We start from the raw sequence: 14,643 nt of genomic DNA on the forward strand, positions 1-14,643 counted from the left end.
TTACACACCTCCCTGAACGGTATCATATAGATGGCATTCAATCTCCCTGCCATCCACATGTCGGATTCCCGGACGTTCTTTCTTACATAAATCAAAAGCAAACGGACAACGTGGATGATAAGCACATCCGCTTGGAAGATCCACCAAATTCGGCGGATTCCCTGGTATGCCCTCTATCGTCACGTCATCCTCCGTTAGATGAGGAATCGCTCGAAGCAAACCTTGTGTATATGGATGATGTCTTTCAGAATGAACTAGCGATTTCGAATCTGTCACTTCAATAAAACGCCCTGCATACATAATTGCAACCCTTGAAGCAAGCTCAGAAACCAAGCTAAAGTCATGACTGATAAATAAAATGGCATACTTTTTAACTCTTTGAATTTCTTTAATCTTATCCAGAATGGAACGTTGCACTACGACATCTAATGCAGTAGTGGGCTCATCCATAATAACGAGCTTCGGATCAAGAGCAATGGCAATGGCGATGACTACCCTCTGCCTCATCCCTCCTGAAAGCTCATGGGGATAGCTTTTTAAATATCTTGGATCAATACTGACAATATCCATTAATTCGATTGCTTTCTTTTTGGCTTCTGTTTTGGACATGCTTTTATCATGACTTAGAAAAACATCTAGTATTTGCTCCTCAATGGTTAAGACCGGATTCAAAGCATTCATGGCACTTTGAAACACCATCGACATTTGGCTCCAGCGGAATTTCCGTAATTCATTTTTGTTCATACCATAAATATCTTTTCCCATTACCTTTATCGTCCCGGAGGTTAAGACAGCGTTATTCTTTAACAGTCGCATAATGGCATTTCCCAATGTTGATTTCCCTGATCCGGATTCCCCTATCAAACCAACAATCGTATTTTCGTAGATTTTGAGATTAATATCATTAACGGCTTGAACCATTCCTGCCGGAGAATCATACCCAACCGAAACATTTTGCAATTCAAGCACGGGCTGCTTTTCTTCCACGATTCTTCCTCCTTTTTTGTGTCTTTAAACGAGGGTTGGTAATTTGATCGATAGCAAAATTCATTAGTACCAAACTTAGTCCCACCAATGCGATTCCAACCCCCGGAGGAACAAACCACCACCATGCACCTCGTAGTAATGCTGCATTCGAGCTTGCCCAGTAAAGCATAATCCCCCAGCTGGTGGAGTTAATATCTTCAAGCCCTAAAAATGCTAGGCCAGCTTCAGCAAGAATGGCGCCTAAGGTAGCGAACATAATATTCCCAGCAATAAGGGACATCATGTTGGGGCAGATTTCGGTAATCATGATTCTCAGCGATGATTTTCCAGACATTTTGGCTGCCGAAATGAAATCTCTCCTTGCCAGTGTCATTGTTTGAGAACGAAAAACCCTTGCACCCCATGCCCATCCCGTAAATGCAATGATTAAACCATTTACAAAAGGAGTAGAAGCCTTCAAATATGCCTCGATAACAATTAGTAAAGCAAGACCCGGCATTACCAAAAAGAGATTCATAATAAAGCTAAGGATGGCATCTGTCAAACCACCACGGTAGCCCGCTATTACCCCAAATATAAGGCCTATAATGGTGGAGAGAATACCGGCTCCAAATCCGACAACCATTGTATTTCTCGCACTGAAAATAAATTGCGAATAGATGTCTTGACCGGTATTTGTCGTTCCGAACCAATGATCAGCGGTTGGCGGCAAATTCGGATCATAAATGGCGGCACTTGGTGAATATGGTGCTATCAGTGGAGCGAAGATAGCTATGATGAGAAAGATTAAAAAGATGATAAATCCAGTTGCCGATTTTCCATTACTAAAAAAAGGCTTCAACGGTCTTAGCACCATTAGTAAATAGTTCTGCTGTTTTGTGTTGATTTGCGAAGTTGGTGTGATTTCAGCCTTCATGTTCGCTACTCCCCTCCAGTACGAATCCGCGGATCTAACCTACTGTACAACAAATCCACGATCAAGTTAGCAACAAGTACAGCGACGGCAATTAATAGAAATGATGCTTGAATCATTGGAAAATCCTGTGATTGTACGGCTGATGTTAATTGATTTCCAATCCCTGGATAGGAAAAAACCTGTTCCGTTAAGATAGAGCCGCTAACAACATTTCCAATTGCAATCGCAAAACTGGTTAGCTGCGGTAAAATCGCATTCCTTGCCGCATAAGAAAACATTAGACGTGACGTCTTTACTCCTTTTGCCTCTGCAAAAGTGACGTAATCTTCTCCAAGCGTATACATCATATTGTTGCGCATTCCAATAATCCACCCGCTAAGTGAGCCAATTAGTAACGTGAGAGCGGGTAAGAATGCATGATTTAAAATACTGGTAAAAAAAGTTCCATTGAATCCCGGTGTGATGGCAGGGTCGTACCCATGTGCCATCGGAAACCAGTTAAGCTTAAAACCAAAAATAAAGACGAATAATAATGCCACCCAAAAATATGGCATTGCCTGAAAAATCATGGAAACAACAGGCAGAGTATTATCTAAAAACCCTCTTCTTTTCCAGGAAATATACACTCCCAGTGCTGTACCAATAAAGACGGACAGCAAGGTGGAAATACCAACTAGACCAATGGTCCAAGGTAAGCTTCCACGAATCATATCACTGACGGGTGTGGGGTATTGCATAAAAGAAAGGCCCCAATTAAATGTAAATAGACCGTGCAAATAATCGATGTATTGCTGCCATAAAGTAGATTGTCCAATCCCATATGCTTTTTTCATGGCATCTAATGCGGCGGGTGTCAGTTGGCCCTGGAACTTTGCAAACATGGCATCAGCAGGACTCCCAGGCATCATGCGCGGCAATATAAAATTGATGGTAATGGCAGCCCATAATGACAGGATAAAAAAACCGAGGCGATTGATAACGTAACGCATTTTTACCCCCCTGATATTAGTGAAATAGAGGAAAAGGGCAAAGACCCTTTTCCTTAAAGCCGGTTTCGCAATAATTGTTTAAAATCCAAAAGCCGATTTTATCTTGTTGCTTTTCGTCGTTGTTTAAGTAGGCTTTGTTTCTGGGCATCTTTTCTTACCAAGTTGATTCATTATGAGCCTAAAAAAGGTTGTAGCTTAGCATTTCGGAAAAGAGCCATTGTTTATTTAGTATTCGGTTTTAATTTCGATAATGTAATAGCAGGTGCTGGCCAGTTGAATGGGGCAGGGTTCGCATATGGATCATCTTCCGTAGGCCAACCTGTATAATTAGCCGTCCTGTATTCATACCAAACCGGGCCATTCACTAATGGAATGGTTGGCATTTGATTAACCATGACATTTTGAAGATAATTAATCGCTTCTTTCTGTACTGCTTTGTCCGTCGTTCCTTGGAATTTCTTCAAAGCCGCATCTGTCTGTGGATCATTCCATTTTTCAAGGTTCCAGCCTCCATGGCTGTTCAACATATCTTGATATTGCTTATATGGATCTGGTCCGGAGTTGGTCCATGAAATGGCTAAATCATAATTTCCGCCAGTAACATTTTTCGCATACGAAGCATACTCAGGCTGTTGTACTTTCACATCAATCCCAACATCCTTTAATCCTTGGGAAATTAACTGTGCCATGGTAGTCCAGTCCGTCCAACCAGATACGGTTTGTAAGGTGAAGGACAATTTCTTTCCGTCCGGTGAAACAAAAATTCCGTCCTTGCCTTTTTTATAACCTGCGTCTTCTAATGTTTTCGCGGCTGCATCTTTATCAAAAACAAACTCTAATTTATCTTTTGGAATACTTGGATCGACCCAAGCCTGGTCTCTAGGGAGAATTAGTGCCGTGGTGCTGGATAATGGATCATAACCGGATGCTGCTTGCTCTGAAAGCTTCTTACGGTCAATCGCTAAACTGATGGCTTTACGTACATTGATGTCTTTCAATAGAGGATTCGTCAAATTTGGATAAAGGGTAACGTTGTTGCTCGGCGGGAACCAGTATTTGTTATGCTCCTTATCTGCTGAGACATAAACCTTATCTGCATCAGGAATAAAAATACCTGCCCAATCAAGTTCCCCTTTCGTTAAGGCTAATTGCTCACTGTCGTTGCCGCTGTATACTGGGAAATGAAGCTCCTTAACTTCATATTCGCCTCCGTAAAATTTAGGATTTACCTTCATTTTATATAGTTGCGGTGTAAACGAATCTAATAAGTATGGACCTGTTCCAATTGCGAGATTTTTCGTGATTTTCGCTTTGGAAGGATCACCAAGGTCTTTCCAAATATGTTGCGGAACAATATCTACACCTAAGACATAGGATTGAAAAGGAACATTTGCTTGATCAAAATTAAATGCAACCTGATTATCCCCTTGTTTTTCAACGGAAGTTATTTCTTTCCAAATACCAGATGAATCAGCAGCTGGATCTTTTTTCAATAAATCAAACGTAAACACAACATCGTCAGCGGTAAATGCTTCCCCGTCTGACCATTTTACATTGTCACGAAGGGTAGCAACGAGTGTTTTATTGTTATTAGTCCATTCGTATTTTGTTGCAAGCATTGGATTTTCCTTCCCACTGACAGGGTCAAAATAATAAAGAGGCTGGAAAATCAAACCGTTCGTTCCACCCATTGCAGTGTTTGAAAATGGGTTAAAGTTTTCTTGCCACTGGCCGGCTGGTGATAAACCAATAACTAATGGTTTAGGATTCTTAGCAGCGTTACCTGTATTTTTTGTACCCCCAGAGTTTGTAGAAGTCTTATCTGTACATCCTGCCAACACTAAGGTGAGAGCCAAAAAGCTCATAAGTAAAAGTGATGCCAGTCTTTTCATCTTCATTTTCGTTCCTCCTATAATTTTATAGCGAAAGCGGTTTCGGAGAAGATATTAAAAAAGCAAGGGTGGATACAATGAATGTGCTTATGGGTCCTTCCTTTAAAACGAAACCACCTCCTTAATATTTTTTTGTAAATTTAATTTTCATCTTTTACATTGGCAACAGTATCACGAATAACTAATTCCGTTTCAATCGTAATCGGACTAGACGAGTAATTAGAATCACTCATAAGCTTAAACAATTCCTTTGCTGCTAATTGTCCCATTATTTCTTTCTTTTGCCTTACTGTTGTTAATTTTGGAGTTACATATTTTAGAAGAGTAATATCATCAAAACCTATTAATGAAATATCCTTCCCTACTATGAATCCCTTTTCGCGAATGGCTTCCATTGCACCAATTGCCATCATGTCCCCTGCACAAAAAATTGCTGTAGGTAAATGGTCGCTTTCTAATAATTGTTTAGTAGAAAGGTAGCCGCCATTCTCAGAGAAATCCCCTGGAAGAATCCATTTGGACAGTATCGGCAGTTGATGCTTTTCCATCGCTTTTTTAAAACCGATTAACCGATCGGAACCAGGTTTTGTGACAAATACATCTGATATAAAAGCAATCTTTTTGTGTCCCATTTCAACTAAATGATCCACTGCCATCATTGCTCCGCCAATATTATCTGAGCATAGATAATTTGCACAGGGACCTATTAAATCTAAATCAATAGACATACATGGTATGCCACTTTGAACAATTCCGCTAAGATTAGGGTCTGTCCTCGGAACGCCAAGCAATAATAATCCATCTACATTCCGATTTTTTGCACGTGCTTCGAATGTTTCAGCCTGGTTATCCGGGTGATTGTTTGCGAAAAAAACAAGATCATAGCCATTTTCTCCAATCACATCCTTAAAGCTCGCTAAAATATCTTGCAAAAAATGGTGCCGGAACCCAGTGTTTAGATGGTCTTGAAAAAAGACACCTACTGTTTTGGATATCTTTGTTGCGAGCCCCCTTGCAATGGAATTAGGCTGGTACCCCAATTCGTCAATTATTCGTTTAACAGTCTCGGCGGTAGTTTTCCCCACATCGGATCTTCCATTTAGTACTTTCGAAACGGTTGCCGCTGAAACACCTGCCTTTTTAGCAATATCATAGATTGTTAGCATATACTTTACTCCTTCGAAACCGGTTACGTTTGACTATATTATTTATCAGAATAATCAAAATGTAAAGGGTTTCATTTTAAAAAATTTAAAATTTTTGAAAAATAATTGTAATGAGTCGTTCATATAATCTATTTTGGGTCTAACTTTATCAATATTTAAACGAAAGAAAAAAGGATTGTGTTAAGTCATCATGACAATTAGCACAATCCTCTGCATCCTTTATGCAAAATATCCGTATTTCATCCGGTCATGTAACAAAACTATTGAACACTTCTAAAATCAGATACCGGATAAAAAACAATCTCCCCTTTTCCAACAATTCTCTCTTTTTGAATAAGACCTAATCCATTGCGGCTATCCGTACTTCTGAGTCTATTATCTCCCATCACAAAGTATTTATTTTTTGGCACCGTAATAGGACCATAATCGCCTGTTAAACGACTTCCCATTTGTCTGGCCAATTTGCGATTTTCAGAGAGATAAGGCTCCTTGCAAAAAACCCCATTAATATACAATCTGTCATTTTTGATGACAATCTTATCACCAGGAAGTCCGATGATTCTTTTAACATAGTTTTTCTCTTTTCCTCTAATAATGACAATTTCTCCTCTATCAAACCTTCCTGTAAAATTCCATTTGTTCACGATTACTTTTTCATTATTATGCAGTGTTGGCTCCATTGATGCTCCTTTTACAATATATGGAGAAATAAGGAAGCTTCTTATTACAAACACAATCACTAATGCAATCAGCAGTGATTTTCCCCAGCTTTTTATTTCTTTTCTTACATTGTCTCTCATCTTATTCACACTCCATTACGTAGCTTTGAATATTCTTCCATACATGAAACTACTAAACTTCCGAACTTTCGTATGTCCCCTAAATAGTCAAAAACATTACTATCTTCCGTGTATAAGCTATTGTACATCCTTACTGCAACGGCATTTAATGCTGGAATCACGGTACAGGAACAGCCTGAAGCACCGAAAATTTGATAGGTGCCTGCTGGCAGTTTTTCGCCTAATTCGTCATAATCATATGAAACATTTTGATCTTTTATCCACCAAAGAAAACCAAATTTCGGAAAGCGTTTAGGTAAAGCAGTGGGGCTTTGAATGGTCGTGGCAAGCTGAAATACCTCTTTCGGTAAAATTTGCTTTCCTTCGATTAAACCGTTATTTAGATGCAGGTTCCCCCATAAAGCTAACTCCCTGGCACTTACAAATAAATTTCTCTCTTCCCCTGTATTTGCCCCTAATCTTAACGTCGGATAACTATCCGGAGAATGTATATCACATACTAAAGTATCCTTTCCTTCTGACATCCACCCCGTTTCTTTCAGTTTTAACGGGGTAAATACTTTCTCATTAAGAATTTCGGCAACCGTTTTTCCAGTTGTCTTTTTAAGAATATATGCTAACAAGTCCGGTCTTTTCCCTTCAATATTCATTCCTAAGTCAAACACTCTGTCTGCCTTATCCTTACCAAATTTTATTCCTGTACATCTAGTTAAAAGATGCCGAATCGTTGCTTCCCCCAGAATATCTTTATCAAATTGATCCAAATAGGCACTTAATTTATCCTCAAGGCTAAAATATCCTTCATTAATGGCTATAGCTACTGCTAATCCAATGTAGGTAACCCTGGTGGAGTAAACATTAAATTGTGAAGACTCGTCAATCATTCTGGCTCCAGGCTCAAAATGATGAGTACCAGAATAGTATTCATAGATTATTTTATTATCCTTCATCATCACTGTGGCTGTACCGGATGCATACATTTCCTTTTTAATTTTTTCCGTATATATAGTTAGTGGATCAAATGTCCTCTGTGTTATCGAAATCATTTAATTCCTCCGTTAGCTCCTATTTTATAAGGAATAGTTCGTGATTAGGTAAAATAATTCCTTCCTCATTTCTTCCATCGATTTAATATTGTAAAAACCAGATGATCTTGAAACTTTTCATTCATTAAAATCGTATTTTCAAGTAGTTAACACAAATGGAGGAATTACGTTGAATCAAGAAATGGTGGAACAAAAAATAGAAAGGCTACTCTCAGATTTTGATGCTCTTACAAACGCTATTAGCTGGGGGATTGATAAACGGATTAGACTAAGCATTGCAGCACAATTTATCACTAGTGAAAATGAATTAAATGCAAAACAATTTCTTGAAGTATCCGATTATATTAAAAAAGGATTGAAATGGTTTTCCAATGTCCGTCAAGAAATGCGTTATGCTATAGCAGCACTTCTTATTAATAAGTTTTCCGACCCATTGCAAGCATTTGACGAATTAAAGGTTTGCTATGAAGAACTTACGGACAATGGTTTCAAAAAAGGGCCAAACACCTATATTGCAGCATATATTTTACTGTCTCACCATCAAGAAAGTAATAAAACAGATCAAATAAGAGGCGCAATGGAAATCTATAAAGCTATGAAAAAACAGCACTTCTTTCTTACATCCTACGACGACTATCCACTTGCCGTGTTACTTTCACAAACGGATCGTAATGTTGAGGAACAGATGGAGGATATTGAATTTTACTATCAATTTTTAGGAAATCACACTTTTAAAAGAGGAAATGATTTGCAGTTCCTGTCCCATATCCTTACTTACGGACAGGAGAATAATCGAGATGCATTAGCAGAGGATTGTGCGCAGTTATTCGAAGCATTCAAAAAACACTCCATTAAAATAAAAGGAATGCATTATCCGGCTTTAGGTGTGTTAGCCTTATTAAAAAAACCGGAAACGGCGATTCCCGATATTTTCATGATCTATTCCCTATTAAAAGAAAAGAAGCCATTACGTTGGTATAAAGATTTATGTTTCCTGTTAGCCATTCAAATGTATGTTCAAGACACCATAGAGAATAATGATATCCTCTCGATTGGAATGGCCGTAAATATCCAGGCAATTTTACAAGCTCAGGAGGCTGCCAGTATTGCAGCGATTACAGCAACTACGGCTACTGCAGCAAGTTCGTCTAGTGATTAATAGTGGAGAAACTAGTGATAACGGGTTTACTTGTGAGGTGCAAAACGGTAAATCACAAATCACATAAATTTTACATCACACTTCACCGTATATTGAATCAAAAAGGCTTAGAGATACAAATATCTCCAAGCCCTTTTTAAAATTTTCTTTTTTTCGCTAAAGCATCTGTAAGTGAAAGCGAGTTTGATAAATAAGCGGAAAAATTTCTCTTAATTGGGAAATAGGACTGAAAATAGAATAAATAGACGGAAAGATTCCGACTATTGACTCGAAAAACGTGAAAATGGGTAATTTTGCTTTGCTTAATCGGAAAATTTCCGCTTATATACCTCGAAATGAGTTCTTTTCTTCAGTCTAACCGGAAAATCTCCGCTTATTTTAAATATCACTTTGTGAATTCAAGTGCGTTTTGCTATGTGTTTTATAATGTTTGCACCTCAAATGTAAACCCGTTATTCTAGTGATTACTGCTTTTTTAAAAATACTATTTTAGTTGCTCTCATATGGATATTTCCCCGATTAAAAAGGAAGTTAGCCCCATCATTCTTTCATGCACAAAAGATTTTAATTCAAAGCCTTTTTAAAAATACATAGCTAACCTTGTCATAGTCCATCTTTTCTTCATAAAAACGATGAGCATCGATCCGTTGTAAGTTTGATGAAAGGGAGACAATATCGTAAGAGTTTTCCTTTGCCCAATGGTGTACATAACTTAAAAGTGCTTCTCCATATCCTTTCGAACGATTTTCTGAATCCGTTACTAAATCGCACACCCAAATAAATTTTCCGTTATATAAGGTAATCATTGGCATAAATCCTGTTACAGCAACGATTTTATCATAGTCATAAAGAGCTGCTAATTTATATCCTTCTTTTTCTACTGCTTCCTGAACCAATTGAAGAAAACTTTCTTCATCTAAATGAGTACGCAGCTGTTTCATAACTTGAAATGCATCTTTCCATTCCTGTTGATTTTTCAATTCCTTTATAGTAGTACCTTCCATTACTTTCATCTCCTTCATGTTTCCTTTAACCAATATTTAATCACAATCTGGTATAATCTAAAGTGCCAGATTTATTAAATTTAATGGTTCCAGTTGTTTGGAGGGAAAAGAATGATTGAATTAACACCCGTTTTGGATTATAGGAATGATAAACCGATGTATATACAATTAGCCGATTACATAAAAGAAGAAATCTTATCGGGAAGAATAAAGCCAACAGAGAAATTACCCTCAAAAAGGAAATTATCTAATTATCTAGGTTTAAGCTTAAATACCATTCAGTCAGCCTACGACCAGTTATGTGCAGAAGGATACTTAGAAAGCAAGCCTCGTAAAGGGCTATTTGTTACGGTAATCGAAGACGATATAATCTCACACCATATATATCATCAAAAAATGGAGACAATCATTGAGCCTGAGGAGGAAAGTGCCAAAATTGATTTCAATTCTGGAAAAGTCGATTTAGAACACTTTCCTTATTCTGCATGGCGAAAATTAACCCACCAATCCTTGTTTCAAGAGGAAGGAGAGTTGTTCGATATTGGTAATCCCCAGGGGGAAAAAGCTCTTAGAGAACAAATTGCTAAGTATCTTTATGCTTCTAGAGGAGTTAAGTGTTCCGCTAATCAAATCATTATTGGCGCGGGGACTCAGGTGCTTATAGGATTATTGTGTTTACTAATTGGAAAAAAACAATCATACGCACTGGAGAATCCCGGATATCATCGAACAAGAACCGTTTTACAGGATTTTGGAGCCAACACGATTTCTATACCGCTTGATGAAGACGGGATTAATATAAAGCAACTGAAAAACAGTGGTGCCAATGTTGTTTATGTGACTCCATCTCATCAATTCCCTTATGGGATGGTAATGCCAATCACACGCAGAATAGAATTGTTAAAATGGGCTGAGGAAAAGAATGGTTACATCATTGAAGATGACTATGACGGTGAATATCGCTATAAAGGAAAGCCGATTCCTTCATTACAAGGGTTAGATAATAACGAGAATGTTATCTATTTAGGGACATTTTCCAAGTCTTTGATCCCCTCTATCCGTATAAGTTATATCGTTTTACCCCCATTACTGCTGAGGAAATACTTAGACCACTTTACGATTTATAAGCAAACAGCATCTCGTCTGCATCAGAATACCCTTTATCATTTTATGAAGGAAGGATATTGGCAAAGTCATTTAAATAAAATGAGAACTCTTTACCGAAAAAAGCATACCACCTTAATGCAATCTATTAAAAAACACTTAGGAGACAATGTGCAAGTAATCGGTGAAAATTCCGGACTTCATATTGTATTGGAAGTAAAAAATAGGATGGATGAAAACGAGCTTATCAAAAAGGCCATACATTTCGGTGTAAAAATATATCCGTTATCAATCTATTATCACCATTCTATAGAAAACGTTCTGCCTCGAGTCTTACTGGGTTTTGGAGGTTTATCAAAATCTGAAATTGATACAGGAATTCGGTTATTAAAAGAAGCATGGGGCTTATAGGAAATTGATTTTCTTAGTTACGAAGGAAAATCGTTCGGTACACAGCCAAATCAAAAAGGATTGCGTGTTCGGTCATAAAAAACGAAACACACAATCCTTATTTGTTTTACATGGCTATTTACACCGTCACTTTGAAAAAGTCTACAAGTGCAAAGCTTTCAAATCTAGCAAATAGCCATAACGCGGAACAGAAATAATACATTCCCCATATTTACCTAATTTTTTGCGCAGTCTATATACAAGGCTATTAATTTCTTCACGCCCTACATCGGGTATTTCCATTTCATTTGAGACACGTTCTGGCCAGACGTTTATTTTGATTTCATCATAGCTCACTGCACTGCCGTTATTTTGATATAACACCCGAAACAATTCGGTATCTTTACTTGTAAGATAGATTTGGACACCATCAATTAATATCTCTCTTCGCTCAATATTAATCGTAAGTCCCATCTCCTCATGTAAACTTTCATTTTGTATGGAAGGAAATGCAAGTGTATCTCCAAGATTATTCTCAAAATGATTATGAAAAGCGAGGATGGCATTCCCTTCTGCCAGATTAATAATATCCCCATCACGCAAAAAGAAAGGCCTATTCTTTTCTAAACTAATATGATTAATTTTTGTTCCGTGTTTACTCATTAAATCAACAATGTAAAATTTTTCATTTTCGACACCGATTAGGGCATGTTTCCTTGAGATATATTGACTCGTAAAAGAGATGTCTGGAGTGATATCACCCCATTTGCGACCTAATAATATTTCACCATCATTTAGTGGTATGATATCATTTTCAACGTCTGTTTCTCCCCGTTTTATTGAAAGATACACATCTTGCATTTGCATATGTATTCTCCTCGAAAATTAATTTATCCAAAAAAGTTAGCTATAAAAATAGTATACATCTAAATGTATTTAATTATAGCATTAGTAAACTAACAAGCAATGTATATTACTCTCATTGTAGTATAATCTATGATATGTTGGGGAGAAAGCTTTTAAAATGCTATGTATTACCGATTTATAAGGAAGATATCCAATCATTATTTTGTTATGGTCACAATTACACCATCTACATTGTTCCCTGAAATATCTACGCCGTGATTCTTAGGAATTTGAATCGAAATATTCTTAGAAACAGGATAGTAGGATATGGTATATTCTTTTCCGTCGACTGATGTCGAGATTTCTTTATGTTTTTTTATGTATGCCAAATACTCTTCAAGGGTAAAGTTTTTTTCGTACATAATCTTGCTATGAGGGAGACCAACATAACGGATGTGCCAAGGTTCATAGTGAATACCTGTAATATCTGCTTTATCAGGAGGATAACGCAAAATAAATCCATATTTCCATGAATTTTCCTGAATCCATTTCCCTTCAGGAGCTTGTTCCATCTTTTGCTGCGTTGATCCTACATCAAGAGAAAGGCCGAGATTATGTTCACTATATCCTGCCGGTAAAGCATAATCAGATCCCATACTTTTATAGAGGGATTCCTGCTCATCGAATCCACGGTAACCACTATTAATGATAAAGTGATTCACCCCGACTTTTTCAGCATCTTTGACCATCTCTGAAAATTTTTGATCGATACCTTCCGATAAATAAATGGGACCATTAAGCACAAATCCATTTACTAAGTCTTTTCGATTATTCAACTTCACTATATCTGATTTTACACTATCTTTATGAACAGGATACTGAGAGTTTACTAACAATAGATTCCCACGATAGACCTGTATTTTAGTAATAGTAATTTGTTCAAAAGAACTTTTTTCAACTTCCTTATTAGAAGAACCTTTTTCAATAGATTCATTATGATAAGATGAATCCCTTTTATCTTGATCAAATGGTCCCCATTTCATAATAAAAATGACGAGGCACATAATCAAAATAAATATAAAACCCCATTTTTTCATTCTTTACTTCCTCCAAAAAATTAAGATGTACCAGATACCTAGAATACCTTATACATTTAAAAAAAACTTAGGATAATTATTAAATTTTTCTTAAGAAGTAATAGGAATGTTAGATTTTTTCATGTGTAATCGAATCTCGCATTTCGTAGCAAAGATGCAACAAACAAATGATCGCCAAACTGTTAGTGATTTCGAACAACTAACATCCATATTTCAAAATTGTTATTGTTTTATTACCGTCATGTGATTGAAAACAGGAGCCTCTCACTCTAAAATGACATAGGAAAGGGAGGAAATAGAACATGCAAACAACTGTACTCAATCATAAAGACTTATTACTGTTATTAAGCTTTATATTGATGGTTGGAGCGCTAGTATTTTCCGGAATATCGTATAAAGTTTATGCAGCAAATAAAGGTAAAAAAACTCTAAATGCTATAAGAAGCACCAATAAAAGACGCATTAGCAATAAAGATGGTTCTGTTAATTTAACGAAAATAAATAATGATGTCTGGGTACATACCACATATACGAAAATGGATGGGCATTCGGTACCGGCCAATGGATTGCTTATCCGGTCATCCAAAGGTCTTTATCTTGTCGATGCGACCTGGAATGATAAATTGGCGAAGGAGTTAGTAAAATTAATCAAACAAAATTTCCACCAAAAAGTGAAAGGGGCAATCATTACCCATCATAAGATTGACCGAGTTGGCGGGATTAGGGCCCTTATGAAGGCTAATATCCCAGTTGAAAGCACATCCCTTGTTGCAAAAATGACAAAAGCTGCCGGTTATCCAGCACCTAAACCATCCTTGGATAATCAACCCGTCCTGAAACTTGGAAAAACGATTGTCGAAACATATTATCCGGGTGAGGCACATACGAAAGATAATATGACGGTTTGGTTGCCTCAATATAAGATTTTATTTGGAGATATGTTTTTTGCACTGGAACAACGAAACGTAGGTATTATCGATGAGGCAAATATGGAAGCGTGGCCATATACGATACAAAATTTGATGAATAAGTATCCTGATGCTAGAATGGTTATTCCTGGTCATTACAATTGGGGCGATTTTTCACTCCTTTCTCATTCAATAGATAACTTGAAAACTTATCAATCATCCAAACAAATGGATTTCAGTCAGTATGAAAAAGACATCATTTAAAAGCATCTATACTTCTTTTATGTAAAATTACGTGAAAGGCAGAATGAAAAAATGCTGGCAGAAGTAATAAAAACA

Annotated in this window: 13 protein-coding genes; 3 read left to right on the plus strand and 10 right to left on the minus strand. The window is 37.1% G+C overall.

Annotation, left to right across the window (positions count from 1 at the left end):
• From AN964_RS18095 to AN964_RS18125, 7 genes are all read right to left on the minus strand, one after another.
• Window positions 1–987: an ABC transporter ATP-binding protein gene (locus AN964_RS18095; RefSeq protein ID WP_200915601.1), complete on the minus strand. Its 987-nt coding sequence runs from the start codon at window positions 985–987 to the stop codon at window positions 1–3.
• Window positions 962–1,903 carry an ABC transporter permease gene (locus AN964_RS18100; protein ID WP_083489402.1) on the minus strand — a complete coding sequence of 314 codons (942 nt, stop codon included), beginning with the start codon at window positions 1,901–1,903 and terminating at the stop codon, window positions 962–964. The genes AN964_RS18095 and AN964_RS18100 overlap by 26 nt, the downstream gene beginning before the upstream one ends.
• Window positions 1,904–1,908: 5 nt before the next feature.
• Window positions 1,909–2,892, minus strand: coding sequence for an ABC transporter permease (locus AN964_RS18105; RefSeq protein ID WP_055741030.1), 984 nt, complete (start codon window positions 2,890–2,892; stop codon window positions 1,909–1,911).
• 221 nt (window positions 2,893–3,113) lie between these two features.
• On the minus strand, window positions 3,114–4,790 hold the full coding sequence (locus tag AN964_RS18110) for an ABC transporter substrate-binding protein (protein ID WP_055741031.1): 1,677 nt from the start codon (window positions 4,788–4,790) through the stop codon (window positions 3,114–3,116).
• A 134-nt stretch (window positions 4,791–4,924) separates the two neighbouring features.
• Complete coding sequence (locus tag AN964_RS18115) at window positions 4,925–5,950, minus strand: LacI family DNA-binding transcriptional regulator (protein ID WP_055741032.1); 1,026 nt, start codon at window positions 5,948–5,950, stop codon at window positions 4,925–4,927.
• A gap of 260 nt (window positions 5,951–6,210) precedes the next feature.
• Window positions 6,211–6,750, minus strand: coding sequence for a signal peptidase I (gene lepB, locus AN964_RS18120; protein ID WP_055741033.1), 540 nt, complete (start codon window positions 6,748–6,750; stop codon window positions 6,211–6,213).
• 5 nt (window positions 6,751–6,755) lie between these two features.
• Entirely contained in the window at window positions 6,756–7,796 is a 1,041-nt protein-coding gene (locus tag AN964_RS18125) for a serine hydrolase domain-containing protein (protein WP_055741034.1), read from the minus strand.
• 169 nt (window positions 7,797–7,965) lie between these two features.
• On the opposite strand from AN964_RS18125, the gene AN964_RS18130 reads away from it, so the two are divergent.
• Window positions 7,966–8,955, plus strand: a complete 990-nt coding sequence (locus AN964_RS18130) for a DUF4003 family protein (protein ID WP_055741035.1) — start codon at window positions 7,966–7,968, stop codon at window positions 8,953–8,955.
• A 569-nt stretch (window positions 8,956–9,524) separates the two neighbouring features.
• Here the strand turns inward: AN964_RS18130 and AN964_RS18135 are convergent.
• Window positions 9,525–9,959: a GNAT family N-acetyltransferase gene (locus AN964_RS18135; RefSeq protein ID WP_055741036.1), complete on the minus strand. Its 435-nt coding sequence runs from the start codon at window positions 9,957–9,959 to the stop codon at window positions 9,525–9,527.
• 111 nt (window positions 9,960–10,070) lie between these two features.
• On the opposite strand from AN964_RS18135, the gene pdxR reads away from it, so the two are divergent.
• Window positions 10,071–11,474, plus strand: a complete 1,404-nt coding sequence (gene pdxR, locus AN964_RS18140; RefSeq protein WP_055741037.1) for a MocR-like pyridoxine biosynthesis transcription factor PdxR — start codon at window positions 10,071–10,073, stop codon at window positions 11,472–11,474.
• Between the two features lie 141 nt (window positions 11,475–11,615).
• On the opposite strand, the gene AN964_RS18145 is transcribed toward pdxR, so the two are convergent.
• Both AN964_RS18145 and AN964_RS18150 read right to left on the minus strand, forming a co-directional pair.
• A complete protein-coding gene (locus AN964_RS18145) occupies window positions 11,616–12,320 on the minus strand; it encodes an FHA domain-containing protein (protein ID WP_055741038.1) in 705 nt (234 codons plus the stop codon).
• A gap of 197 nt (window positions 12,321–12,517) precedes the next feature.
• A complete protein-coding gene (locus AN964_RS18150; RefSeq protein WP_055741039.1) occupies window positions 12,518–13,396 on the minus strand; it encodes a M15 family metallopeptidase in 879 nt (292 codons plus the stop codon).
• A gap of 302 nt (window positions 13,397–13,698) precedes the next feature.
• On the opposite strand from AN964_RS18150, the gene bla reads away from it, so the two are divergent.
• Window positions 13,699–14,568, plus strand: a complete 870-nt coding sequence (bla, locus tag AN964_RS18155; RefSeq protein ID WP_055741040.1) for a subclass B1 metallo-beta-lactamase — start codon at window positions 13,699–13,701, stop codon at window positions 14,566–14,568.
• The last annotated feature ends 75 nt before the right edge of the window (window positions 14,569–14,643 follow it).

Source organism: Heyndrickxia shackletonii, from assembly GCF_001420715.1.
Classification (GTDB): Bacteria; Bacillota; Bacilli; order Bacillales; family Bacillaceae_C; genus Margalitia; species Margalitia shackletonii.

Bases quoted from the DNA above. Each gene is read 5' to 3' on its own strand.
- AN964_RS18100 (WP_083489402.1), bottom strand. From the start codon at position 1,903: ATGAAGGCTGAAATCACACCAACTTCGCAAATCAACACAAAACAGCAG.
- AN964_RS18105 (WP_055741030.1), bottom strand. From the start codon at position 2,892: ATGCGTTACGTTATCAATCGCCTCGGTTTTTTTATCCTGTCATTATGG.
- AN964_RS18110 (WP_055741031.1), bottom strand. From the start codon at position 4,790: ATGAAGATGAAAAGACTGGCATCACTTTTACTTATGAGCTTTTTGGCT.
- AN964_RS18115 (WP_055741032.1), bottom strand. From the start codon at position 5,950: ATGCTAACAATCTATGATATTGCTAAAAAGGCAGGTGTTTCAGCGGCA.
- lepB (WP_055741033.1), bottom strand. From the start codon at position 6,750: ATGAGAGACAATGTAAGAAAAGAAATAAAAAGCTGGGGAAAATCACTG.
- AN964_RS18125 (WP_055741034.1), bottom strand. From the start codon at position 7,796: ATGATTTCGATAACACAGAGGACATTTGATCCACTAACTATATATACG.
- AN964_RS18135 (WP_055741036.1), bottom strand. From the start codon at position 9,959: ATGGAAGGTACTACTATAAAGGAATTGAAAAATCAACAGGAATGGAAA.
- pdxR (WP_055741037.1), top strand. From the start codon at position 10,071: ATGATTGAATTAACACCCGTTTTGGATTATAGGAATGATAAACCGATG.
- AN964_RS18145 (WP_055741038.1), bottom strand. From the start codon at position 12,320: ATGCAAATGCAAGATGTGTATCTTTCAATAAAACGGGGAGAAACAGAC.
- AN964_RS18150 (WP_055741039.1), bottom strand. From the start codon at position 13,396: ATGAAAAAATGGGGTTTTATATTTATTTTGATTATGTGCCTCGTCATT.
- bla (WP_055741040.1), top strand. From the start codon at position 13,699: ATGCAAACAACTGTACTCAATCATAAAGACTTATTACTGTTATTAAGC.